The sequence below is a fragment of the Nocardia sp. CDC153 genome (genome assembly GCF_035818515.1).
GTDB lineage: Bacteria > Actinomycetota > Actinomycetes > Mycobacteriales > Mycobacteriaceae > Nocardia.
Map to the genome: position 1 here is coordinate 103,698 of NZ_JAYKYU010000001.1, position 22,190 is coordinate 125,887.

Genomic DNA, 22,190 nt, shown 5'->3' on the forward strand with positions numbered 1-22,190 from the left:
ACGGTATCGAAGGGCCCAGTGCGGCAGGGCTATTCGGCGTCCGGGACCGCGAAGGCCGCTTCTAGCGGCGGGAACATGGCGCGGGCGTCGTTGCCCGCGAACCACAGGCCGACCACGAAAGCCGAAGTGGCTTCGAGGTATCGGGCCTGGCGGAGGCCACCCGCGCGCACCGGATGCAGCTTCAGGTCCTGCGCGAGTGCCGCCACCAGATCGACCGCCGCCGCGTCGTCGCCACACAGCGGGACGGCCAGGGTGCGGCCGTCGAATTCGCGGGCGCTGCCCGCCCACACCTCGGCGGCCAGCAGATTGAACGCCTTGACCACCCGGGCGTCCGGAACGGTCGCCGCGATCCGTTCCGCCACAGCAGGTTCGGAGAGGGTGAAGCCGCCTTCGTCGGGCGCGAAGGCATTGGTGCAGTCGATCAGGGTGCGGCCCGCGAAAACCGTGCCCCCGGATTCCTGCTCCGACCTCGCCGGGCCATCCGCCGCCGCCTCCAGCACCTCCGCCAGGGCCGAGACGGGTACGGCCAGCAGGGTGACGTCTCCGAACCGGGCCGCCTCGGCGAGGCTCACCGCCCGCGCCCCGGCCCCGATCGCCGCGGCCGCCTCCCCGGCCCGGGCCGAAGTCCGTGCCCCGATCACGATCTCGTGTCCGGCGGCGGCCCAACCGCCGCCCAGTGCCCGAGCCATCTGTCCGGCTCCGATGATTCCGATTCGCATGTCAACTCCTTGGGTCTGGCTTGCGAATCCGACGCTAGGAATTCCGATGCGCACCCGCGGGTGCGCAATGGCGCTGGCAGGCTGTATTCATGACGGTCGAGAGCATCGAGCCGGTGCGGTTCCCCGAGTACGGCGCCTACGAATCCGACTGCCCGGCGCGGTTGGGCGTGGATATCTTCGGCAACTCGTGGCTGACTGTGATCGTTTACACACTCCGGGACGGGCCCATGCGTCCGGTCGAGTTGCGTCGGGCCATCGGCGGAATCAGCCAGAAGATGCTCACCCAGACGCTGCGGCGCATGGAGACCATGGGATTGCTGGAACGTCGCCGATACGCGGAAGCGCCTCCGCGCGTGGAGTATTCGCTGACCCCGGCGGGCGTCGATCTGCTGCGTCCGATCTTCGCGCTGGGGGAGTGGGCCGACCGCCACGGGGACGCCGTGCGGGCCGCGCTCTACGACGATCTCCAGGACTGAACGCCCGCCCCGAAAGTGGTTGCCGCAAGGCCGCTCACCAGCGATGACACGCAGACCGAACATTGTGTGAACGTCGGGCTAACGAGCGTGGAAGTACCCATGACCTGCGCGAAACTTCCTGCACCCGGGGTTTGACCCCGCGTCGGCGACCGTACGATTCAAAGTGTGAGCGTTCCACAGGCCGTGCTTTTGGCAGTCCTGGCGGCCGTAGTAGGACTGGCCGTCGGCGGACTGCTCATTCCGTATGTGAACGCTCGTCAAGAGCGGTTGCGTGCCGCCACCGACACCGGGCTGACCATGTCGCAGGTCCTGGACCTGATCGTGCTCGCCTCCGAGTCCGGCATCGCCGTGGTGGACCAGTACCGGGACGTGGTGCTGGTGAACCCGCGCGCCGAGGAACTGGGCGTGGTCCACGACCGGCTGCTCGACGAGCGCGCCTGGGCCGCGGTCGAACAGGTCCTGGCGGGCGGTCAGGACGTGGAGTTCGAGCTCACCGCCAAGATCCCCATGCCCGGCCGCGCCCGCCTCGCTGTCCGAGGGGTTGCTCGCCCGCTCTCCCAGGAGAATCCGAACTTCGTGGTCCTGTTCGCGGACGACGATTCCGAGCAGGCCCGCATGGAGGCCACCCGCCGCGACTTCGTCGCCAATGTGAGCCACGAGCTCAAGACCCCGGTCGGCGCCATGAGCCTGTTGGCCGAGGCGTTGCTGGAGTCCGCCGACGATCCGGATTCGGTGCGGCACTTCGGCGAACGCCTGCACGGCGAGGCCCGCCGCATGGGCAAGATGGTGACCGAGCTGATCGCGCTCTCGCGCCTGCAGGGCGCCGAACGGCTGCCCGAGCTCGAGGCCGTGGACGTCGACACCGTCGTCACCCAGGCCATCGAGCGCTCCCGCACCGCCGCCGAGGCCGCGGGCATCACCGTCTCCACCGACGCCACCAGCGGCCTCGAGGTGCTCGGCGATCAGACCCTGCTGGTGACCGCGCTGTCCAACCTGGTCGAGAACGCCATCGCGTACTCCCCGCGCGGCTCCCACGTCTCGGTGAGCCGGGCGCTGCGCGGCGGCTATGTCAATATCGCGGTCACCGATCGCGGCATCGGCATTTCCAAGGAGGACCAGGAGCGCGTTTTCGAGCGTTTCTTCCGGGCCGACAAGGCGCGCTCGCGCGCCACCGGCGGTACCGGCCTGGGGCTGGCTATCGTCAAGCATGTGGCCGCCAACCACAACGGTGAGATCACGCTGTGGAGCAAACTGGGCACCGGATCGACGTTCACGCTGCGCATCCCGGCCCACCCTGCCGATTCCAACGGGCAGGGCGAGAAGAAGCTTGCCATCGGGGTTCCGGTGGCCAAGAAGGAAAACGGCCCGCGCCCCGTCGGGCGGGCCAGAACCAACGGTGTGGAGGCAACCCGATGACGAGTGTGCTGATCGTCGAGGACGAGGAGTCGCTGGCCGATCCGCTCGCGTTCCTGCTGCGCAAGGAGGGGTTCGAGGTCACGGTGGTGGGCGACGGCCCCTCCGCCCTGTCCGAGTTCGACCGTTCCGGCGCGGACATCGTCTTGCTCGATCTCATGCTCCCCGGCATGAGCGGCACCGACGTGTGCAAGCAGCTGCGTGCTCGCGGCAGCGTCCCGGTCATCATGGTGACCGCGCGCGACAGCGAGATCGACAAGGTGGTCGGCCTGGAATTGGGCGCCGACGACTACGTCACCAAGCCCTACTCCTCGCGCGAGCTCATCGCTCGCATCCGCGCGGTGCTGCGCCGCGGCGCGGGCGAGGAGCCCGACAACGGCAGCGAGACCAGCGTGCTCGAGGCCGGACCCGTGCGCATGGATGTGGACCGCCACACCGTGCAGGTCAACGGCAAGGCGGTGACCCTGCCGCTCAAGGAGTTCGACCTGCTCGAGTACCTGCTGCGCAACTCGGGTCGCGTGCTGACCCGCGGGCAGCTCATCGACCGCGTCTGGGGCGCCGATTACGTCGGCGACACCAAGACCCTCGACGTGCACGTCAAGCGCCTGCGCTCCAAGATCGAGGCGGACCCGGCCAAGCCGGAACACCTGGTCACCGTGCGCGGCCTGGGCTACAAGCTCGAGGCTTGACCGGTGGAAACGACAGCGCGCCCAGTCCGGTGACGAACTGGGCGCGCTGTTTGGTCGATTGAGACGTGACAACTGATTTCGTAACGGTCGGGGTAACTCACCGGGGACGTCCAAAGTTGTTTCGGCACCTGACCGCCGGTCCGCATGCAGGGCTGTCGACGGCTCTCTGCCGGGCGCTAAAGGCCCGGGGAGGCGGTCAAGCGTTGGGGTCGTTCTGCATGGTGTCGACCCACGCGGGGCCGAGACCCGGAAGATCCTGCTGCTGCAGGATGATCCAGCCCAGGCCCGGGTTGTCCTGCTGCATGCAGGCGTACAGCGGCACGTCCACGCCATTGCCCTTGCACGCGATGGTGTGGCTGGTGCCGTACGGGCTGACGATGATCTGCTTGCCGGCATCCTTCGCGCCGAGGACGGCGGGGTCGTTGTACACGACGAAGTTGGCGGTCTGATCGGAGTACGCGTTGGGATCGGCGTTATCGGCGAAGGCTTGCGGCGCAATGGAGACAACGGCGCCGGCGGCCAGGGCCGCGACGGCGAGGGTTTTCTTGATCATGGCCAGGATGTCTAACACGTTTCGGTGAATTCGCAATAGCGCGGCGATGTCACGCATACTTCCGGCTATTCACCGGCCGAGGTCACGGCGCCGATAGCGAATCGAAATATACTTCGGCGCAGGTTGATTCGATTGCCCGGCGGGGACACCGAATGTTCACCCGCCGGACACCCGCCGTGGACTAGCTGCTGCCGAAGAGCCCGCGCAGCAACGCACCGACCAGCGTGCCCGCGCTGCCGGTCGCGCTGCCCGTGCCACCGCTGCCCGAGCCGCTGCCGGATCCGCCATTGCTCGGCTGGCTCGTGGTCGGCTGCGTGGTGGTCGGGGTGCCGGTCGGCGGCGTGGTCGTGGTCGTCGGCGGGGCGGTGGTGGTGGTCGGCGGGGCGGTGGTCGTCGTCGTACCCGAACCGTCGGTCACGTTCAGGATGAGCGTCTGGGTGCTGCTGCCCTGCGAGGCCGTGATGATGTGCTGACCCGGCGTGGTCGGCTGCCAGGTCACGCTCGAATGCCCGACCGGCCAGGGGATGATGCCGACGCCCTTGGTCAGGCTCTGCCCGTTGTCGTTCCAGTTGACGAGCAGACCGATCGACGCCCCGGACAGATCGGCGTAGAGCGTGTACGAACCGCCGACCACCGGAGCGGTGTCGGAGACGCTGATCGTGTCCACGGTGGCGTTCGCCGCCGGGGACATCGTCACCGCCAGGGTCGCGGCGCCGGTGAGCGTGACGGCGGCCAGACCGGCCCCGATCACCCGGCCCGAAGGGGTGCTGCGCATGGGTACTCCTGTGCTGTGTCTCGGGCTGCGGCCCAAGGGAATTCGAGGTCAGAGACCGAAGGGAAGAAGGCCGTTGGAGCTACCGGTGCCGCCACCGCTGGGCTGGGTGCTGGTGGTCGGCGGGGTGGTCGTCGTCGGCGGTGCCGTCGTGGTGGTCGGCGGCTCGGTGGTCGTGGTCGGCGGAGCCGTGGTGGTGGTCGGCGGCTCGGTCGTGGTGGTCGGCGGGACCGTGGTGGTGGTCGGCGGCTCGGTGGTCGTCGTCGGCGGGACGGTCGTGGTGGTCGGCGGGACCGTCGTGGTCGTCGGCGGCACGGTGGTGGTCGTGGTGGGCGGGACCGTGGTGGTGGTCGTCGGGACCGACCCGTCGGACACGTTCACGATCAGCGTCTTGGTGCTGCTGCCCTGCGAGAGCGCGATGATGTGCTGTCCGGCCGTGCCCGGGGTCCAGTCCAGGCTGGCGTGCCCGGGCGGCCACGGCACCTTGCCGACGCTGGTGAGGTTGTGGCCGTTGTCGCTCCAATAGACGAGCAGTCCGACCGAAGCGCCGCTCAGATCGGCGCTGAGGGTGTATGTATGGCCGACGACGAGATCCGTGCTCGAGATGCTGATCGAATCGACGGTGGCATTGGCGGTCGGCGAGTGCGAGGCCACCAGTACCGTGACGGCCCCGGCCGCGACGGCGACACCGGCCAGGCCGAGGCCGAGCTGCCGCCGTGCGGGCGAAGTCTTGCTCATGTGTACTCCTGTGCTGGACCCATGAGGGGTTGGGTCAAACGCACAGTAGGTGAAACCAGTTCTGAAAATCCTAGATTTCAGAAAACTGAGGAACGATCAGCTAACCGTTCTTCGGCTTGCGGGTGGTTTTGGCCGCGGCCGGCTTCTTCGCGGCGGCCTTCTGCTCCGCGGCCGCCTTCTCCTCGGCGATGGCCGTGGCCGGATGCACCGCCACGATGCCGAGCCCCTGCCGACGCTTGCAGTGCTGCGCCAGATCGTCGTACGCGGGCTTGCCGATCAGCTCGATCAGCTCCGGCGCGTACGCCTCCCACACCGGCCGGGTGCCGACATGCGCGTCCGGCGAACCCGTGCAGTACCAGTTCAGATCCAGACCGCCCGGACCCCAGCCGCGGCGGTCGTATTCGGTGATCACGGTCCGCAGGATCTCCACCCCGTCGGGGCGGTCGACCCAGTCCTGGGTGCGGCGAATCGGAAGCTGCCAGCAAACCTCGGGCTTCACGGTGAGCGGCTCGAGACCCTTGCGCAGCGCCATGGTGTGCAGCGCGCAGCCGATGCCCTCGCTGAAGCCCGGCCGATTCAGGAAGATGCACGCGCCGTCGACACGCCGGGTGCGCAACGCCGGTTCGTCGTCGAGGTCGTCCTCTTCCAGATACAGCTTCTTGCGGACCTTCCCGTCCTTGTCGACGGCCTTGTCCATCAGCTGCCAGTCGTCGGCTGTGAGCATTTTCACAGCCGCGTGCAGCTTCTTGCCGTCCTCGGCGTCGGACAGGAACGCGCCGTGCGAGCAGCAGCCGTCGTTCTCGCGGCCGTCGATGATGCCCTGGCAGGCCGGAGTGCCGAAAACGCAGGTCCAGCGCGAGAGCAGCCAGGTCAGATCGGCCGCGATCAAATGCTCGTCATTAGCTGGATCCACGAATTCGATCCACTCCCGGGGGAAGTCGAGTTCCACCTCGGGCGCCGGGTCGATCTTCGTCGCTGGTCGAAGCCCGGTCGGCCCGCTCGCCGATGCACCTGCCGTCACAACGCGGAACGCTAACAGCTCAGTCGCCTGGCCTGAAGTCGTGACGCACCCAGTACCGTGTTCTTGTGCGGCTCGGTGTACTCGATGTGGGAAGCAATACCGTCCACCTGCTCGTGGTGGACGCGCATCGTGGTGGACACCCGATGCCGATGAGTTCGACGAAGTCCGCGTTGCGGTTGTCGGAGAACATGGACGACCAGGGGCGGATCACCACCGCGGGCGCGGCCCGGCTCACCGCCACGGTAGCCGAATTCGCAAGCATCGCAAAGACTTCCGGTTGCGTGGAGCTGATGGCGTTCGCCACCTCCGCGGTCCGCGAGGCCACCAACTCCGATGAGGTGCTGGCCCGGGTGCGCCGCGAGACCGGCGTCAATCTGCAGGTCCTCTCCGGTGTCGATGAGGCTCGACACACTTTCCTGGCCGTGCGGCGCTGGTACGGCTGGAGCGCCGGGCGAATCCTCAACCTGGACATCGGTGGCGGCTCGCTCGAGATGAGCAATGGCGCCGACGAGGTGCCGGATGTGGCGCTCTCGCTGCAACTGGGCGCGGGCCGCCTGACCCGCGACTGGCTGCGCCACGACCCGCCGGGCAAGCGCCGCGTCGCCGTGCTGCGCGACTGGCTCGACGCCGAGCTGGTGCTGCCCGCCAAGCAGCTGCTCGAGGTGGGCCGCCCGGATCTGGCGGTGGGCACCTCCAAGACCTTTCGTTCGCTCGCGCGGCTGACCGGTGCCGCCCCCTCTGTTGCGGGACCCCGGGTGCGGCGTACCCTCACCAGTTCCGGCCTGCGGCAGCTGATTGCGTTCATTTCGAGAATGACAGCCGCCGACCGGGCAGAATTGGAAGGCGTAAGTTCTGATCGGTCACAGCAACTCGTGGCCGGTGCGCTGGTCGCGGAGGCGAGTATGCGGGCACTGTCCCTGGACACGCTCGAAATCTGTCCCTGGGCACTGCGAGAGGGATTGATCTTGCGCAAACTGGATACCGACCTGGATAGCGAACCGATAGCAGGTGGCCCCGAGGGCGGCCTGTCGGGCCCGATCGAAACGGTGTCTCGATGACCGAGGATGCAAGTCAGCTGTCCGTCGCCGAACTACTGGCACGGAACGGGCAGCAAGGTGGGCCCCCCGCGAGCGGTGGGGGACGTAGACGTCGAAGCGGCCGAGGCATTTCCGTCGCGGATCTGACCGGTGACATTCCGGTCGTGCGCAATGGTTCGTCCTCGCATGCCGCGCCGGACGAGGCCGCGGCCGAGCCGGTATCCGAGCCGGCTCCGATCGAATCGGACTATTCCCACCTTTCGAACTACTCGAATTATTCTGATTACTCGAACTTTTCGGATTACTCGGATTTCTCCGCTGCCGCGCCGCAGGCGCAGCCGGACTATTCGTCCTATTCGGTACCCGATCCGGAGCCCTCGTATTCCCCCCTCTCCGGGCCGATTTCGTATTACGACCCGTTGGCGCCCGCCCCGCAGCCGCCGTCCCTACCCGAGCCGTCCGGCCGGGACTGGGCGGCTGGCCTGAACTGGCCGCCCACCGAGACCCCGCCGGACGGTCGATCCACCGGCGGCCGTCGCCGCAAGCCGGATCCGCTGGATTCCGAGGTGTCGCTGGACCACCTGCGGGGCGGCCTGGACCACCTGCAGGGCAACGAGACTCCCGCCCCGCCCGCACCGCGCGAGGGCGGCCGTCGTCGGCGCTACGACCCGGACGACGAGACCACCGACGAGGTGCGCCCCTTCCGCGGCGACTCGTCCCGCGCGCTGGACGGCAACCGCCCGTCCTTCGAGGACGCGGCCCGCACGCAATTCAACCCCGCGGCCCCGGCGGCCCCTGCCTGGTTGCCGACGGCGGGATCCGAACCGCTGGCACGCAATCCGCGCCCGACCTACGAGCCACCGCAGGCCGCCGCGGGCCCGCAGATGTCGCCCCCGGCTCCGCCCATGCCCCCCGCGGCCCCGCCGATGTCCCCCGGTGCCCCGCCGATGTCGCGGTCGGCCCGTCGGCACGCCGAGGCCCAGCGCCAGCCGCTCCCGGCCCCGCCCGCCGACCGGCGCGGCGGTGTCGATCACGGTGCCGCCAATGGACTTCCGGCATGGTCGGCGCGAAGACGACCCGACGCCGAGCCGAACGGTCGCGGCGATCAGCTGGGCGCACGCGCGGATCAGGCGGCCGTGCCGACCGCCGCGTGGTCATCATCACTGGCCGACGACGACCAGCAGCTGCTGTCGGGACAATCGGTTGCCGGTGATCTGCTCCGCGACGCCCAGACCCGTGACGATCAACGCGCGGAACGGAATTCGCGAAGCGCCGGCAAACGTCGCGGCGGGGTCGCGCCCGAGCCGGAGCCCGACGATCACCTCACCGATTTCTACGAACCGCTCGACGACGACGATTACGACGACGACTACGACGACGAGCCCCGGCCCTCCATGGCCGGTCGCCTCTCCGCGCTCACGGCCAAGGCCGGGACGATCGGGCGCAAGGCCACGCGCGGCAATACCCGTCCCGCCGCGCCCGCCCGCTCGCGCGCCAAGGGCCGGTCCGAGGAGGACGAGCATCGGCGGCAGTGGCTGATGATCGCGGGCCAGAGCGTCGGCGCGGCGGTCGCGGGCATGTTGCTGTTCAAGGGCTTCGAGCGCATGTGGGAAATGCAGCCGTGGGTTGCCCTGGCGTTGGCGATGATCGTGATTCTGGGCCTGGTGGCGCTGGTTCGGGTCTTGCGCCGCACCGATGACATTTTCTCGACTGTGATTGCCGTCGTCGTAGGCGTCTTCGTGACGCTCGGGCCGCTAGCCTTTCTACTCAGTACGAACTGAGCAGGGAGCAGCAGTGGGGAACATCGTGCGGGCGCAGGGGGCGGGCACCGAGAACGGGGCGGGGCGAAGGCCGATCCGGGTCGGGCTCTCGACGGCCTCGGTGTATCCGGAGAACACCGAGGCCGCGTTCCGCTACGCGGCCGAACTCGGTTTCGACGGTGTGGAACTCATGGTGTGGGCCGAACCGGCCAGCCAGTCCATTGCCACCGTGCAGCACTTCACCCACAAATACGGCATTCCGGTGCTGGCCGTGCACGCGCCGTGTCTGCTGATCTCGCAACGGGTCTGGGGGTCGGACCCGATCGCGAAGCTCACCCGCAGCGTCCACACCGCCGAGGCGCTGGGCGCGGCGACCGTGGTCGTGCATCCGCCGTTCCGCTGGCAGCGCCGCTACGCCGAGGGCTTCGCCAAACAGGTTGCCGAACTGGAGAGTTCGAGCCCGGTCGCGGTGGCCGTGGAGAACATGTTCCCCATGCGCGCCGACACCCTGTTCCGCGGCAGCTCGATTCAGCGTCTGGAACGCCGTGGCGGACCGGGACCCTCGATCACCACCTTCAGCCCGTCCTACGACCCCACCGACGTCGGGTTCGCCCACTACACCCTCGACACCTCGCACACCGCGACCGCGGGCATGGATCCGCTGATGTTGGCGGGCCGCATGGGTTCCGGCCTGACCCACCTGCACCTGGCCGACGGCCGGGGCGCGGCCACCGACGAGCATCTGATTCCGGGCGAGGGCACCCAACCGGTCGCCCAACTGTGTGAGATGTTGGTCCACAACGGTTTCGACGGCCAAGCCGTCATCGAGGTGAACACGCAGATGGCCCGCACCACCGGTGCCCGGGCCGCCATGCTCAACCGCGCCCTCACCTTCGCCCGCGAGCACCTCAACGATTTCACCCCCGTGCCGACCCCGGAGCCCACCGCCGCCCACCGCGGCTGAACTTTTTCTCCTTTGTTGATCCGGGTTTCTGGCGAAGCCGACGAGAGTCCTGCTTCTCATCGGTTGATCGGGGTTTCAGGGGAAGCCCCTGAGAGCCCCGAGAGTCGGGTGACTCATCCCACCTTTGGTTCGGAATGATCGCGGTGTCCGTTTACGCTGTACAAACCACAGTGGAAGGACAGCGGATGACAACGGAGTTGACCGTCGATCTGGCCTCGGCGAGTGAATTGGCCGACGCGCCGTTCGGTCGCGTCTGCGCGCTCACCGAACTCGCTTCGCGGACTCCCGAACTCGGTCGCTACGCGGGTTCCATCGACCCGATCTGGACCATCGGCAACAAGGTGCACGGCGGCACCATGGTCGCCGCCAGCGCCGCGGCCGCGACGGAGTGGTTGCGCCGCACCGCGCCCGAACAGGCCGACATGTTCGCGATCTCGGCGAGCACCGACTTCCTCGGCGCGCCCGATCCCGGCGAGGTCGAATACGAGGTCCGCACCCGCAAGCTGGGCCGCCAGATCGCCCTCATCGACGCGAGCCTCATCCAGCACGGCCGCACCCTGGTGCACACCGCCTTCACCTTCGGCCACCTCGACGACGCGGATCCGCAGTACGCCGCCGACCACGCCCGGGACATGCCCGCCGAACCCGCCCCCGACGCCCTCGCCTACGACGAGAACAACCCCATGGGCAAGGTCGTGCACGTGGCCCAGGGCTCCTCGGTCGCCCTCGACCCGACGTGGGCCCGCTTCCTCACCGGCGAGAAATCCGAACCGCGCCTGCGCCTGTGGATCCGCCCCTTCGACGGCGACGAACGCGACCCGGACGTCTCCGCCTTCTTCGCCATGATGGCCGCCGACATGAGCCCCCCGGTCCCCATGAACCTCGGCCACTTCGGCTGGGCCCCCACCGTCCAGATGACCACCTACCTCCGCCGCCGCCCGGCCCCCGGCTGGCTCCGCGTCATCGCCCACAGCCGCGAGGTCGGCCACCGCATGTTCGACGAGGACCAACTCGTCCTCGACTCCACCGGAGCCATCGTCGCCCAGAGCCGTCAGTTGGCCTTGATCCCCCAGTCGCGGTAATCCGCCGCACCGCTAGCCTTGAAACCCATGACGAGGATTGCGGTGATCGGCGGCGGCCGGATCGGTGAGGCGTTGATCGCGGGTCTGCTCGAATCGGGGCGGGCCAACAAGGATCTGGTGGTTGTCGAGCCGGTGGCGGCGCGGGCCGAGTTCTTGGCCGAGCGGTTCGGGATTCGCGCCACGGCCGATGTCGTCGATGCCGCCAAGTCCGCCGATCTCATCGTGATCGCCGTGAAGCCGAACGATGTGGACGGCGTGCTGACCGAACTGGCCAAGGCCGAACTCGGCGACGACCAGGATCAGGTGCTGGTCTCGCTGGCGGCGGGTGTGCCGACCAATCGCATGGAGGCCAAGCTGCCCGCGGGCTTCCCGGTCGTGCGGGTCATGTCCAACACCCCGATGCTGGTGGGCCAGGGCATGAGCGCCATCGCGCCGGGCCGCTACGCCCGCAAGGAGCAGCTCGTTCTGGTCACCGAGATCCTGGAGTCCGTCGGCAAGGTCGTCACCGTCTCGGAGTCGCAGATGGATGCCGTGACCGCGGTGTCGGGCTCGGGTCCGGCGTATTTCTTCCTCATTGTCGAGGCCATGATCGATGCCTCGGTGGGCCTGGGGCTGACCCGCGATGTGGCCACCCAGCTGGTCGTGCAGACCATGCTCGGTTCGGCCGCCCTGCTCGACGAGTCGGGCCAGTCTGCTCCGGAATTGCGCGCGGCCGTCACCTCACCCGCGGGCACCACCGCGGCGGGTCTGCGCGAGTTGGAGCGGGCCGCGGTGCGTTCGGCTTTCCACGATGCGCTGCATGCCGCAAAACGCCGTTCTCAGGAACTCGGCGCGATCGCGGACTAACGTTGAGAGCGCGGCGCTCCGGTTCGCCGCATTCAAAACTGCTCGGTTGCTAGTTTGCTGCCGAAGGCCGACTCGCCACAGCAAAGGCTGATTTCTCACACCCGTCGCAGCAATCCCACTGGTCCCGCTAAGCTTCAAGGAGCACGTGCGTGTCTGTTCCGCCGGTGGGGAAGCCGGCGGCGCGGACGTGCCGGAGGTCAGTGGCGCAATGATGTCTGGAAACAGCCAAGCGAGGTCCGGAAACAGCCCAATCAATGCGGGATCCGTGATCGGCGGTGGTACGCAGTTCCTCACCGTCGCCGAGGTAGCGAATCTCATGCGGGTATCCAAAATGACGGTGTACCGGCTGGTGCATTCGGGAGAGCTGCCCGCGGTGCGGGTGGGGCGTTCCTTCCGAGTGCACGCCAAGGCGGTGCACGACTATCTGGAGACGTCCTACTTCGACGCGGGGTAGAAACGCCCGGCTAGTCGATCAGCCCCCACCGGTTTCGTTCGCCGGAGAGTGGCCCGGTAGCATGGACCGGCATCCTGTACGTGCCGGTGGTGCCGCCGGGTCCATCTCGGCCCGTATCGGGTAGGGACTGTGCAGGGTCAGACAGTGTGCACCCCGAGTGGGGATGACCCGAGAGAACGCGAGGAACAACCCTATGGGTTCTGTGATCAAGAAGCGCCGCAAGCGCATGTCGAAGAAGAAGCACCGCAAGCTGCTTCGCCGCACGCGTGTTCAGCGTCGTAAACTCGGCAAGTAAGCCGCTGCGTCGTAGCTGGAAGCCCGTCACCTCCGGTGGCGGGCTTTCGTCATTTATCAGGTGATTGAAGTCATCGTTAGATCCTGGTTAATACCCTTCGGATGACCCCTACCGGCCGGTTACCCTGAGAGCGCGGGAATAACGGCGGCGATACAGCAAAACATGGGGGCTGCGAGTGGGATCCGGTGCGGCAGGGACCCGGGACGGGCAGGCGCCCAAGGTGGTGATGGTCACCGGTGCGAGCCGGTTCTTCGGTGGCAATGTGGTGGCCCGCCTCGCGGCCGACCCTGCCGTCGAACGCATTATCGCCGTGGATGCCAAACAACCCAGCCGGGAGTTGCTGCGCCGCATGGGCCGCGCCGAATTCGTGCGCGCCGATATTCGAAATCCGTTGATCCGCAAGGTGATCGACGGAAATCAGGTGGACACGGTGGTGCATCCCGCCGCGCTCTCGCGCCCGCCGTCGGGTGGCGGCCGGGCCGCCATGAAGGATATGAACGTGCTGGGGGCCATGCAGCTGTTCGCGGTGTGCCGCAAGGCTTCCAGCGTGCGGCGGGTGGTGGTGCGTTCCTCGTCCGCCGTCTACGGGTGCAGCGCCAAGGATCCGGTGAAGTTCACCGAGGAGATGAGCGCCCGCACGCCGCCGCGCGGCTGGTTCGCGCGCGACATGGTCGAGGTGGAGGGTTTCGTCCGCGGTCTGGCGCGGCGCCGTCCCGACATCTCGGCGGCCATTCTGCGATTTCCGCCGATCGTGGGTCCGCAGTTGGCCAAACGCGGTGTGCAGTATTTCCGTTCGCCGATCACGCCGACCATCCTCGGCCGGGATCCGCGCATGCAGCTGCTGCACGAGGAGGACGCCATCGCCGCCCTCGTCCACGGGGCCATGACGGCCCCGGGGGGCACCTACAATGTGGCCGGTGACGGCGCCATGGCGCTGTCGCAGGCCATCCGCCGGGCCGGGCGGATCGAATTACCGGTCCCGTACGCGGTTTTCCGCACCGTCGGGCGCACCCTCATGGGCCCGGTGATGCGGGAGTTCACCGCGGAGCAGATCGACTACTTCCACTTCGGCTGCGGTCTGGACACCACCCGGATGCGCACCGACCTCGGATTCCAACCGCGCTGGACCACGGTGCAGGCATTCGACGACTTCATAGGGGGCGCAGCGTTGCGGCCCGTGATCGATCCCGCGTGGATCGACGCCGCAGAGAACAAACTTCTCGGCCTGCTCGGGGCCGGGACGGGAGCACACCAATGAGTGATGTAGCGAAGGTGATTCGTCTTCACGACGTGGATTTCGAGGCGCGGCACAATCGCCCGTCTCGGGTGTGGCCGGTGGGGGAACCGGCGCTCACCCCGGTGACCTCGCTGACCGATCGGCTCGCCGAAGTCGAAGCGCGTCAGCCCAAATCGCTGAGTGAGCTGATTCGGGGGACCGTCGCGGAGGGGGTCCGCTACACCGCCGATTTCGCGCGCCGCCGCCTCACCGGCGACTACCAGGTCGACGAATTCGGTTTGGACGAGCACCTTCTCGAGTCGGTCATCCTCCCGATGCTGCGGCCGCTGTCGGAGCTGTGGTTCCGGGTCGAGGTGTCGGGCATCGAGAACATTCCGGAGGTGGGCGGCGCGCTGATCGTGGCCAACCACGCGGGCACGGTCCCGCTGGACGGGCTCATGCTGCAGCTGGCCGTGCACGACCGGCATCCCAAGCAGCGCGCGCTGCGCATCCTGGCCGCGGATCTCATCTTCGAGACGCCCGTCATCGGCGGTCTGGCCCGCAAGGCCGGGCACACCCTGGCCTGCCCGGCCGACGCCGAAAGGCTGTTGCGCGCGGGCGAAGTCGCGGGCGTGTTCCCGGAGGGCTACAAGGGCATCGGCAAGCCGTACGCGGACCGGTACAAGCTGCAGCGGTTCGGCCGCGGCGGGTTCGTGTCGGCGGCGGTGCGCACCGGGGTGCCGATCATTCCGTGCTCGATCGTGGGTTCGGAGGAGATCTACCCGAAGCTGGCCGATCTCAAGCCGCTGGCCCGACTGCTCGGTATCCCGTATTTCCCTGTGACGCCGCTTTTCCCGCATCTGGGGCCGTTGGGCGCTATTCCGTTCCCGTCCAAGTGGTACATCGAATTCGGCGAGCCGATTTCGACGGCCGGATACGAACCGACCGATGCCGATGATCCGATGACGATGTTCGAAATCACCGACCAGGTCCGCGAAACCATTCAGGGGACGCTGTACAAGAACCTGATCAAGCGGCGTAATCCGTTCACCGGTTAGCGAATGCTCCCCCGCCTCCCCGCGAATTCAGCGGGCAGCAGAGAGCCGTTGGAGTTGGGCACCCGTGCCGTCGGTCGGGTGCCCATTCTATTTTGGTCGTACCCGGTGAGTTACCCGCATCCCACGAGATCAGTTGTCGCGTAGGCATATTGCGGCTTCAGCTGGCTTTGGCTTCGCGCTTGCGGGAAAGGACCGCGGCCGCCGCCCCGCCCGCCGCGCCGAGCGCGATGGCCGTGGGCACACCGACTTTCGCGGCCTTGCGGCCGGTGCGGAAGTCGCGGATCTCCCAGCCGCGGTTCTTGGCCACCTCGCGCAGATCCGCGTCCGGATTGATGGCCACCGCGGTGCCGACCAGCGAGAGCATGGGCACGTCGTTGTGGCTGTCGGAATAGGCGGTGCAGCGCTTGAGGTTCAGGCCCTCGCGAATGGCCAGGGTGCGCACCGCGTGCGCCTTGCCCAGACCGTGCAGGATGTCGCCGACCAGGCGGCCGGTGAACACGCCGTTCTCACTCTCGGCGACCGTGCCCAGCGCGCCGGTCAGGCCCAGCCGCTTGGCGATGACCTGCGCGAGCTCTACCGGGGTCGCGGTGACCAGCCAGACCTGTTGGCCCGCGTCCAGATGCATCTGCGCCAGCGCTCGGGTGCCGGGCCAGATCTTGTCGGCGATGATCTCGTCGTAGATCTCCTCGCCCAGCGCGGCGAGTTCGGCGGTGGGGCGGCCCGCGATGAAGGACAGCGCCTTCTCCTTGCCGGAGGCCATGTCCGAGTGGCTCTCCTTGCCGGTCACCCGGAATTTGACCTGCTTCCAGGCCATATCGACCAGGTCGGAGGTCTTGAAGTACTTGCGCGCGGCCAGCCCGCGGGCGAAGTGCACGATGGACGCGCCCTGCACCATGGTGTTGTCCACGTCGAAGAAGGCGGCGGCGGTCAGATCGCGGGGGACCGCGGGGGTCGGCGTGTCAGCGTCGTCCCGCAGGGCGAGCTCGGCGTCGTGCAGGGCGAGGGCGGCATCGGCGCTGGCCTCACCGGCCAGATTGGCGCGCACCTCTTCCTCGCTCGGACCGAACGGGCTGCGCGTGATGCGGGTGAACTGATCCTGCAGGTCCTGTAGGCCCTGCCCCCAACGCGCCGGAAATTCACCGAAGCGTCCCGCGATGAAACCCGTCCCCGGCTCTTTCGAACTCTCCGGCACCAGTACCTCCGCCTGTTAGCGCGACAAGTCAACAGTAACGCCCAGGGGTGACCGCAACGTAGACGGCGAACGACATAACGGGAAGTTGTTAGATGGTGGCTATGAGCGATTCTCCCCACGCTGTGACTCTGTTGACCCGCAGCGGCTGCGGACTGTGCCACACGGCACTCGAGCAATTGCGGCCGATCTGCGCCGAGTTCGGCATCGAGGTCGCCATGGTCGATGTGGACGAGGCCGCCGCCACCGATCCGGGCCTGCGCGCCGAATACGGCGACCGGCTGCCGGTGGTGCTGCTCGACGGGCGCGAGCACAGCTATTTCGATGTGGACGAGCCGCGACTGCGCGCCGACCTCGCGAAATAGCGTGGAATAGGGGCATTGAGGGGGCGCGATACCCGGACCCCCTTCACCCATCCGCTCCGGCGCGTTGCGTAGCGGCTCGGTGCCGATGAGGGTTGAATGAACGCGGGGCCGGAGCCCGCCGCAAAGTGACTGAATTCACCGACTTTGTGCAGGGCTTCACAAGCGGTTACGGTGGTGGCACGCGACCCGCCTTCTCGGGCAGCGGAAGCGACCCCCTGAACCTGACTCGACCTCGCCTGTAAGGACCGCGACGGTCTCCCGGCGTCGGGTCGACAAAAGAACCCGGACACTCACCCCCGGCCGGACGAGGAGCGCAAGCGACGTGACAGAGCAGCACGAGACGCCGCCCAATGGCGTCTCCAGGGCTCTGCAGAAGGACATCCCGCAGGCCACGGTGGCCCGGCTGGCCACCTATCTCCGAGTGCTCGCCGTACTCGCCGACGACGGTGTAGCCATCGTATCGAGTGAGGAACTGGCTGTCGCGGCGGGTGTCGGTTCGGCGAAGTTGCGCAAGGATCTTTCGTTCCTCGGGCCCAATGGAGTTCGCGGCGTCGGCTACGACGTGATCAAGCTGCGCGACCGCATCGAGGATGTGCTCGGACTGTCCGAGGGACACCGGGTGGTGCTGGTCGGCGCGGGTCACCTGGGTCGGGCGCTGGTCGGCTACGGCGGTTTCCGTCGCCGCGGTTTCGCCATGGTCGGGCTGTTCGACAACGATCCCGCGGTGATCGGCACGGTCGTGTGCGGACTGGTCGTTCGTGATGTCGCCGAATTGACCGAGGCCGTGGCCACTCTGGAGCCCACCATCGCCGTCATCACGGTGCCGGACGCGGCCGCCCAGGGCGTCTGCGATCTGCTGGTGGACGCGGGCATGCAGTGCATTCTGAGTTTCTCGGCGCTGGCGCTGGACGCGCCCGCGACCGTGGAGGTGCGGCGGGTGGATCTCGCGGTGGAGATGCAGCTGCTGTCGTTCGAGCGGGCCCGCAGTGCGGAATCGGCCGCGGAGGAAGCCATGAGCGCCGCCGCCGCGGCGGGCGATGTAACCGTGGTGTCTACCCCGATTCGCCGGGTACCGATGACAACCAGCAAGGGAGCGGTGGTCCAGCCATGAGTGTGCTTCTCGTCGGGATCTCGCATCGCAGTGCACCGGTCGCGGTGCTCGAGAAGATCGCCATCACCGAGACCGACCGCCCCAAGCTGACCGACAAGATGCTGGCGTCGAGCCACGTCTCCGAGGCGATGATCGTCTCCACCTGCAACCGCATCGAGGTCTACGCGGTCGTGGACGCCTTCCACCCCGCGCTGGGCGAGATCGGCGAATTGCTCACCCGCCATTCGGGTCTGCCGCTGCCGGAGCTCACCAAGCACGCCTATGTGCGCTACGCGGAGGCCGCGGCCGAGCACCTGTTCGCGGTGGCCTCGGGCCTGGATTCCATGGTGGTCGGCGAGCAGCAGATCCTGAGCCAGATCCGCGCCGCCTACTCCGCCTCCGACGCCCAGCAGGCCGCCGGGCGCACCCTGCACGAGCTGGCCCAGCACGCGTTGCGGGTCGGCAAGCGGGTGCACTCCGAGACCGGCATCGATCGCGCGGGCGCGTCGGTGGTGTCGGTGGCGCTGGATCGCGCGCGCGCCGTGCTGGGTCCGCTGGCCGGGCGCACCGCCCTGGTGTTGGGCGCGGGCGCGATGGGCGGGCTCGCGGTGGCGCAGCTCGCGCGTGGCGGGGCCGAGCGGATCCTGGTGGTGAACCGGACCCTGGAAAAGGCGCAGCGCCTGGCCAATACGGCCACCACCATGCACGGGGTGGCCGCCGCGGCCATCGAGATGGACCGGCTGGCCGAGGCCATGGCCGCCGCCGACGTGGTGGTGACCTGTACCGGCGCGGTCGGCACGGTGGTGACCCTCGCGGATGTGCATCGCGCGCTCGCGGCCAAGGCCACGAGCCGATCCGACGCGGCGGGCACCAGAGAGCTGGTCATCTGCGATCTGGGTCTGCCCCGCGATGTGGACCACGCGGTGGCCGGGCTGCCGGGCGTGACCGTCATCGACATGGAGACGCTGCAGCGCGATCCGCTGGCCGGTGCGGCCGCCGACGACACCGCCGCCGCGCGCTCCATCGTGGCCGACGAACTCGCCAAATACCTTGCCGGACAGCGCATGGCCGAGGTCACCCCGACCGTGGCCGCGCTGCGCCAGATGGCCGCCGACGTGGTCGAGGCCGAACTGCTACGCCTGGATTCCCGACTACCGGGATTGGCCTCGGGCGAACGCGAGGAAGTCGCCCGCACCGTGCGGCGGGTGGTCGACAAACTGCTGCACGCGCCGACCGTGCGGGTCAAACAGCTGGCCTCGACACCGGGCGGCGACAGCTACGCCGAGGCGCTGCGCGAGTTGTTCGAACTCAAACCCGGTGCGGCACAAGCGGTTGCCGCGCCGATGGAGATCTCCGCCCTGCAGGGCGAACTGGCCGACGATTTCACCGCCGCCCACCCGGGCGACGAACAGGGGCGGACCGCATGACCGGAGCTATGGTGCACGAGAACGAGACAACAGTTCGCGGAACGGTGGACGCGCCGTGGCGCATCGGCACCCGCGGCAGTCTGCTGGCCCTCACCCAGGCCGGGCATGTGCGCGACGCCCTGATCGCCAATGGCCAGCAGGCCGAGCTGGTGATCGTGAAGACCGCCGGTGACCAGAACGCCACCGATCCCGTGCAGAAGATCGGCGTCGGTGTCTTCACCGCCGCGCTGCGCGAGGAATTGGCCGCGGGCACGGTCGATATCGCGGTGCACTCGTACAAGGATCTGCCGACCGCGCAGGACCCGCTGTTCAATATCGCCGCGATCCCGCCCCGGCAGGATCCGCGCGACGCGCTGGTGGCCCGGGACGGCCTGGTGCTGGGCGAGCTGCCCGCGGGCGCGAAGGTCGGCACCTCCGCGCCGCGGCGCTCGGCGCAGCTGAAGGCGCTGGGCCTCGGCATCGAGATCGTGCCGCTGCGCGGCAATCTCGACACCAGAATTTCCAAGGTCGTGAACGGTGAACTGGATGCCGTCGTGGTGGCGCGGGCCGGGCTGGCCCGCATCGACCGCCTCGACGCCGTCACCGAATCGCTCGAACCGGTGCAGATGCTGCCCGCCCCCGCGCAGGGCGCGTTGGCGGTCGAATGCCGCAGCGCCGATACCGAACTCGTGACCATCCTGTCCGCCCTCGACGATCCCGGCACGCGTGCCGCGATCACCGCGGAGCGGATGCTGCTGGCCGAACTGGAGGCCGGGTGCACGGCGCCGATCGGCGCGCTGGCCGAGGTCGTCGAATCGCTCGACGACGACGGCCGGGTGGTGGAGGAGTTGTCGCTGCGCGCCTGCGCGGCGGCGATCGACGGCTCGGACGTGATCCGGGCTTCAGTAGTTGGCCCGGTGGCGGATGCCGAGAAACTGGGCCGAGCACTGGCGCGCGAGCTCTTGGAGCTGGGGGCGCGCGAACTGCTCAGCGTCACAGAGGAATCGAACGACGTGGAATCCGCTGAGCTCACCGACGACAGCAATCCCAGCCCAATGGAGAACCAACGATGAGCCGAGTGACGAAGAAGAATCCCGGTCGGATCCTTTTCGTGGGGTCAGGCCCCGGCGACCCGGCGCTGCTCACCGTGCGTGCCCGGGAGGTGATCGGCCGGGCGACGCTGGCGTTCACCGATCCCGATGTCGACAAGGGCGTGCTCGCCCTGATCGGCACCGCGGTCGAGGAGAACCCGGACGGGACCCGCCCGGTGGACGTGCGCCCCGCGCTGGGTGACGCCGCCGAGGTGGCCAAGACTCTGATCGCCGAGGCGCGCAACGGGTTCGACGTGGTGCGCCTGGTGTCCGGCGATCCCATGACCACCGATTCGGTCATCCAGGAGATCAACGCCGTCACCCGCTCGCATCTGAACTTCGAGGTGCTGCCGGGCCTTTCGGCGGGCACCACCGTTCCGGCCTACGCGGGCATCGAGATCGGCTCCAGCCACACCGAGGTGGATGTGCGCGGCGAGGTGGACTGGGCGGCCGTGGCGGCCGCGCCGGGGCCGCTGGTGCTGCACGCCACCTCCGGGCATCTGGCCGAGACCGCTTCGGCCCTGGTCGAACACGGCATGGCCCCGCAGACCCCGGTCGCGGTGACCGTGCGCGGCACCACGCGCCAGCAGCGCACCATCGACGCCACGCTGGCGACGCTGAACAATGCCGCGTCCGAGTTGGTCGGGCCGCTGGTGGTCACGGTCGGCAAGGAAGTGGACAAGCGCGCCAAGACCTCCTGGTGGGAGTCGCGGGCGCTCTACGGCTGGACCGTGCTTGTGCCGCGCACCAAGGAGCAGGCCGGTGAGATGAGCGAGAAGCTCGTCATGCACGGCGCGATTCCGATGGAAGTGCCGACCATCGCGGTGGAGCCGCCGCGCAGCCCCGCGCAGATGGAGCGCGCGGTCAAGGGTCTGGTCGACGGGCGCTACCAGTGGGTGGTGTTCACCTCCACCAACGCGGTGCGCGCGGTGTGGGAGAAGTTCGGCGAATTCGGTTTGGACGCGCGCGCTTTCAGCGGCGTGAAGATCGCCTGCGTCGGCGAGGCCACCGCGGAGAAGGTGCGCTCCTTCGGCATCAACCCCGAGTTGGTGCCGTCGGGCGAGCAGTCCTCCGAGGGGCTGCTGGCCGACTTCCCGCCCTACGACGACGTTTTCGACCCGGTCAACCGGGTGCTGCTGCCGCGCGCCGACATCGCCACCGAGACCCTGGCCGAGGGGCTGCGCGATCGCGGCTGGGAGATCGACGACGTCACCGCCTACCGCACCGTGCGCGCCTCTCCGCCGCCCGCGGAGACCCGCGAGATGATCAAGACCGGCGGCTTCGACGCGGTCCTGTTCACCTCGTCCTCCACGGTCCGCAATCTGGTCGGCATCGCGGGCAAGCCGCACGCCCGCACCATCGTGGCCTGCATCGGCCCCAAGACCGCCGAAACGGCCATCGAATTCGGCCTGCGCGTCGACGTCCAACCCGAGGTGGCCCAGGTCGGCCCCCTCGTCGAGGCCCTCGCCGAACACGCCGCCCACCTCCGCGCCGAGGGCCTACTGCCCCCGCCCCGCAAGAAGAGCCGCCGCAGCCGCTGAGGCTCGACCCAACCGCAAAACATCGGCCCCGCATCGTCATTGGTGCGGGGCCGATGCTTTACCGTGGTGCGCCGAAATCTGTTGCCATCCCGCCGGCCATCGCCACATGTCGGGGCCGACATGGTCCGGAGCGTACGGCGGGGCCGACAATCGGCCCCGCGTCGAATGGTGCGGGGCCGATCGTCTTGCATGGTTCCGGGCGGTGCAGGGGTGCCCGGAACCGGGTCCGGACGCTTCCCGACTGTGCCCGGCGTCCGGTCATTGCCGCTCCGGTATGGGACCGCGGCAACGTGTGGTGCGAACCCGCTCGGTGGCGATCCGGGCTCCGGTGAAGGGGCGGACGCGCCATCGGGCGGCGGGTCGAGTCCGCCCACGGAAATGGTGTCGTTAGAAATACGGTCGTTTCGTCTCGGGC

General features: G+C 68.5%; 22 protein-coding genes and 1 pseudogene. 17 read left to right on the forward strand and 6 right to left on the reverse strand.

Annotated features, from left to right (window positions below; translation table 11 throughout):
* Nucleotides 1-29: 29 nt before the first annotated feature.
* Nucleotides 30-773: an NADPH-dependent F420 reductase gene (locus tag VMT65_RS00515; RefSeq protein ID WP_326305898.1), complete on the reverse strand. Its 744-nt coding sequence runs from the start codon at nt 771-773 to the stop codon at nt 30-32.
* A gap of 35 nt (nt 774-808) precedes the next feature.
* Between VMT65_RS00515 and VMT65_RS00520 the strand changes: the two genes are divergently transcribed.
* The 3 genes from VMT65_RS00520 (at nt 809) to VMT65_RS00530 (ending at nt 3,297) form a co-directional block, all read left to right on the forward strand.
* Nucleotides 809-1,195, forward strand: coding sequence for a winged helix-turn-helix transcriptional regulator (locus VMT65_RS00520; protein ID WP_326305900.1), 387 nt, complete (start codon nt 809-811; stop codon nt 1,193-1,195).
* Between the two features lie 165 nt (nt 1,196-1,360).
* Entirely contained in the window at nt 1,361-2,611 is a 1,251-nt protein-coding gene (locus tag VMT65_RS00525; RefSeq protein ID WP_326305902.1) for a sensor histidine kinase, read from the forward strand.
* On the forward strand, nt 2,608-3,297 hold the full coding sequence (locus VMT65_RS00530) for a response regulator transcription factor (RefSeq protein WP_326305904.1): 690 nt from the start codon (nt 2,608-2,610) through the stop codon (nt 3,295-3,297). Before VMT65_RS00525 ends, VMT65_RS00530 begins: the two co-directional genes overlap by 4 nt.
* Before the next feature lie 196 nt (nt 3,298-3,493).
* Here VMT65_RS00530 and VMT65_RS00535 read toward each other — a convergent pair whose 3' ends face one another.
* The 4 genes from VMT65_RS00535 to VMT65_RS00550 form a co-directional block, all read right to left on the reverse strand.
* A complete protein-coding gene (locus VMT65_RS00535; RefSeq protein WP_326305906.1) occupies nt 3,494-3,850 on the reverse strand; it encodes a hypothetical protein in 357 nt (118 codons plus the stop codon).
* A gap of 181 nt (nt 3,851-4,031) precedes the next feature.
* On the reverse strand, nt 4,032-4,625 hold the full coding sequence (locus VMT65_RS00540) for a hypothetical protein (protein ID WP_326305908.1): 594 nt from the start codon (nt 4,623-4,625) through the stop codon (nt 4,032-4,034).
* Nucleotides 4,626-4,673: 48 nt separating this feature from the next.
* On the reverse strand, nt 4,674-5,360 hold the full coding sequence (locus VMT65_RS00545) for a hypothetical protein (RefSeq protein ID WP_326305910.1): 687 nt from the start codon (nt 5,358-5,360) through the stop codon (nt 4,674-4,676).
* A 100-nt stretch (nt 5,361-5,460) separates the two neighbouring features.
* Nucleotides 5,461-6,381, reverse strand: coding sequence for a hypothetical protein (locus VMT65_RS00550; RefSeq protein WP_442790150.1), 921 nt, complete (start codon nt 6,379-6,381; stop codon nt 5,461-5,463).
* A gap of 65 nt (nt 6,382-6,446) precedes the next feature.
* Between VMT65_RS00550 and VMT65_RS00555 the strand changes: the two genes are divergently transcribed.
* The 9 genes and pseudogenes from VMT65_RS00555 to VMT65_RS00595 all read left to right on the forward strand — a co-directional run bounded on the left by VMT65_RS00555 (nt 6,447) and on the right by VMT65_RS00595 (nt 15,093).
* Nucleotides 6,447-7,439: a Ppx/GppA phosphatase family protein gene (locus VMT65_RS00555; protein ID WP_326305912.1), complete on the forward strand. Its 993-nt coding sequence runs from the start codon at nt 6,447-6,449 to the stop codon at nt 7,437-7,439.
* A gap of 1,526 nt (nt 7,440-8,965) precedes the next feature.
* Nucleotides 8,966-9,199: pseudogene (locus tag VMT65_RS38350) on the forward strand (hypothetical protein); the annotation flags it as partial.
* A 22-nt stretch (nt 9,200-9,221) separates the two neighbouring features.
* The gene (locus VMT65_RS00565) at nt 9,222-10,142 is read left to right on the forward strand and encodes a sugar phosphate isomerase/epimerase family protein (RefSeq protein ID WP_326307388.1); all 921 of its coding nucleotides are present in this window, start codon (nt 9,222-9,224) and stop codon (nt 10,140-10,142) included.
* A 185-nt stretch (nt 10,143-10,327) separates the two neighbouring features.
* Nucleotides 10,328-11,224, forward strand: a complete 897-nt coding sequence (locus VMT65_RS00570; RefSeq protein ID WP_326305913.1) for a thioesterase family protein — start codon at nt 10,328-10,330, stop codon at nt 11,222-11,224.
* A 27-nt stretch (nt 11,225-11,251) separates the two neighbouring features.
* On the forward strand, nt 11,252-12,070 hold the full coding sequence (gene proC, locus VMT65_RS00575) for a pyrroline-5-carboxylate reductase (protein ID WP_326305915.1): 819 nt from the start codon (nt 11,252-11,254) through the stop codon (nt 12,068-12,070).
* A 211-nt stretch (nt 12,071-12,281) separates the two neighbouring features.
* Entirely contained in the window at nt 12,282-12,524 is a 243-nt protein-coding gene (locus VMT65_RS00580) for a helix-turn-helix domain-containing protein (protein WP_045437601.1), read from the forward strand.
* Between the two features lie 193 nt (nt 12,525-12,717).
* On the forward strand, nt 12,718-12,819 hold the full coding sequence (locus tag VMT65_RS00585; protein WP_003402602.1) for a 30S ribosomal protein bS22: 102 nt from the start codon (nt 12,718-12,720) through the stop codon (nt 12,817-12,819).
* Nucleotides 12,820-13,045: 226 nt separating this feature from the next.
* Nucleotides 13,046-14,077: an NAD-dependent epimerase/dehydratase family protein gene (locus tag VMT65_RS00590; protein WP_326305919.1), complete on the forward strand. Its 1,032-nt coding sequence runs from the start codon at nt 13,046-13,048 to the stop codon at nt 14,075-14,077.
* Entirely contained in the window at nt 14,074-15,093 is a 1,020-nt protein-coding gene (locus tag VMT65_RS00595) for a lysophospholipid acyltransferase family protein (RefSeq protein WP_326305921.1), read from the forward strand. Before VMT65_RS00590 ends, VMT65_RS00595 begins: the two co-directional genes overlap by 4 nt.
* Nucleotides 15,094-15,250: 157 nt before the next feature.
* On the opposite strand, the gene VMT65_RS00600 is transcribed toward VMT65_RS00595, so the two are convergent.
* The gene (locus VMT65_RS00600) at nt 15,251-16,285 is read right to left on the reverse strand and encodes an HAD family hydrolase (protein ID WP_442790151.1); all 1,035 of its coding nucleotides are present in this window, start codon (nt 16,283-16,285) and stop codon (nt 15,251-15,253) included.
* A gap of 101 nt (nt 16,286-16,386) precedes the next feature.
* Here VMT65_RS00600 and VMT65_RS00605 point away from each other — a divergent pair, with 101 nt between their 5' ends.
* The 5 genes from VMT65_RS00605 (at nt 16,387) to VMT65_RS00625 (ending at nt 21,775) form a co-directional block, all read left to right on the forward strand.
* Complete coding sequence (locus tag VMT65_RS00605; protein ID WP_326305923.1) at nt 16,387-16,647, forward strand: glutaredoxin family protein; 261 nt, start codon at nt 16,387-16,389, stop codon at nt 16,645-16,647.
* 322 nt (nt 16,648-16,969) lie between these two features.
* Nucleotides 16,970-17,758, forward strand: a complete 789-nt coding sequence (locus VMT65_RS00610; protein ID WP_326305925.1) for a redox-sensing transcriptional repressor Rex — start codon at nt 16,970-16,972, stop codon at nt 17,756-17,758.
* Nucleotides 17,755-19,164: a glutamyl-tRNA reductase gene (locus tag VMT65_RS00615; protein ID WP_326305927.1), complete on the forward strand. Its 1,410-nt coding sequence runs from the start codon at nt 17,755-17,757 to the stop codon at nt 19,162-19,164. The genes VMT65_RS00610 and VMT65_RS00615 overlap by 4 nt, the downstream gene beginning before the upstream one ends.
* Before the next feature lie 8 nt (nt 19,165-19,172).
* Nucleotides 19,173-20,216 (forward strand): hydroxymethylbilane synthase, encoded by a 1,044-nt coding sequence (hemC, locus tag VMT65_RS00620; RefSeq protein ID WP_326307390.1) that lies wholly within the window; start codon nt 19,173-19,175, stop codon nt 20,214-20,216.
* Entirely contained in the window at nt 20,213-21,775 is a 1,563-nt protein-coding gene (locus VMT65_RS00625) for a bifunctional uroporphyrinogen-III C-methyltransferase/uroporphyrinogen-III synthase (RefSeq protein WP_326305929.1), read from the forward strand. Before hemC ends, VMT65_RS00625 begins: the two co-directional genes overlap by 4 nt.
* Nucleotides 21,776-22,190: the final 415 nt, after the last annotated feature.

What these genes read in the sequence shown, in the direction of transcription:
- VMT65_RS00520 (WP_326305900.1), top strand. Translation starts at nt 809, where the DNA reads ATGACGGTCGAGAGCATCGAGCCGGTGCGGTTCCCCGAGTACGGCGCC.
- VMT65_RS00530 (WP_326305904.1), top strand. Translation starts at nt 2,608, where the DNA reads ATGACGAGTGTGCTGATCGTCGAGGACGAGGAGTCGCTGGCCGATCCG.
- VMT65_RS00535 (WP_326305906.1), bottom strand. Translation starts at nt 3,850, where the DNA reads ATGATCAAGAAAACCCTCGCCGTCGCGGCCCTGGCCGCCGGCGCCGTT.
- VMT65_RS00540 (WP_326305908.1), bottom strand. Translation starts at nt 4,625, where the DNA reads ATGCGCAGCACCCCTTCGGGCCGGGTGATCGGGGCCGGTCTGGCCGCC.
- VMT65_RS00545 (WP_326305910.1), bottom strand. Translation starts at nt 5,360, where the DNA reads ATGAGCAAGACTTCGCCCGCACGGCGGCAGCTCGGCCTCGGCCTGGCC.
- VMT65_RS00570 (WP_326305913.1), top strand. Translation starts at nt 10,328, where the DNA reads ATGACAACGGAGTTGACCGTCGATCTGGCCTCGGCGAGTGAATTGGCC.
- proC (WP_326305915.1), top strand. Translation starts at nt 11,252, where the DNA reads ATGACGAGGATTGCGGTGATCGGCGGCGGCCGGATCGGTGAGGCGTTG.
- VMT65_RS00580 (WP_045437601.1), top strand. Translation starts at nt 12,282, where the DNA reads ATGTCTGGAAACAGCCAAGCGAGGTCCGGAAACAGCCCAATCAATGCG.
- VMT65_RS00585 (WP_003402602.1), top strand. Translation starts at nt 12,718, where the DNA reads ATGGGTTCTGTGATCAAGAAGCGCCGCAAGCGCATGTCGAAGAAGAAG.
- VMT65_RS00590 (WP_326305919.1), top strand. Translation starts at nt 13,046, where the DNA reads ATGGTCACCGGTGCGAGCCGGTTCTTCGGTGGCAATGTGGTGGCCCGC.
- VMT65_RS00595 (WP_326305921.1), top strand. Translation starts at nt 14,074, where the DNA reads ATGAGTGATGTAGCGAAGGTGATTCGTCTTCACGACGTGGATTTCGAG.
- VMT65_RS00605 (WP_326305923.1), top strand. Translation starts at nt 16,387, where the DNA reads ATGAGCGATTCTCCCCACGCTGTGACTCTGTTGACCCGCAGCGGCTGC.
- VMT65_RS00615 (WP_326305927.1), top strand. Translation starts at nt 17,755, where the DNA reads ATGAGTGTGCTTCTCGTCGGGATCTCGCATCGCAGTGCACCGGTCGCG.
- hemC (WP_326307390.1), top strand. Translation starts at nt 19,173, where the DNA reads ATGGTGCACGAGAACGAGACAACAGTTCGCGGAACGGTGGACGCGCCG.
- VMT65_RS00625 (WP_326305929.1), top strand. Translation starts at nt 20,213, where the DNA reads ATGAGCCGAGTGACGAAGAAGAATCCCGGTCGGATCCTTTTCGTGGGG.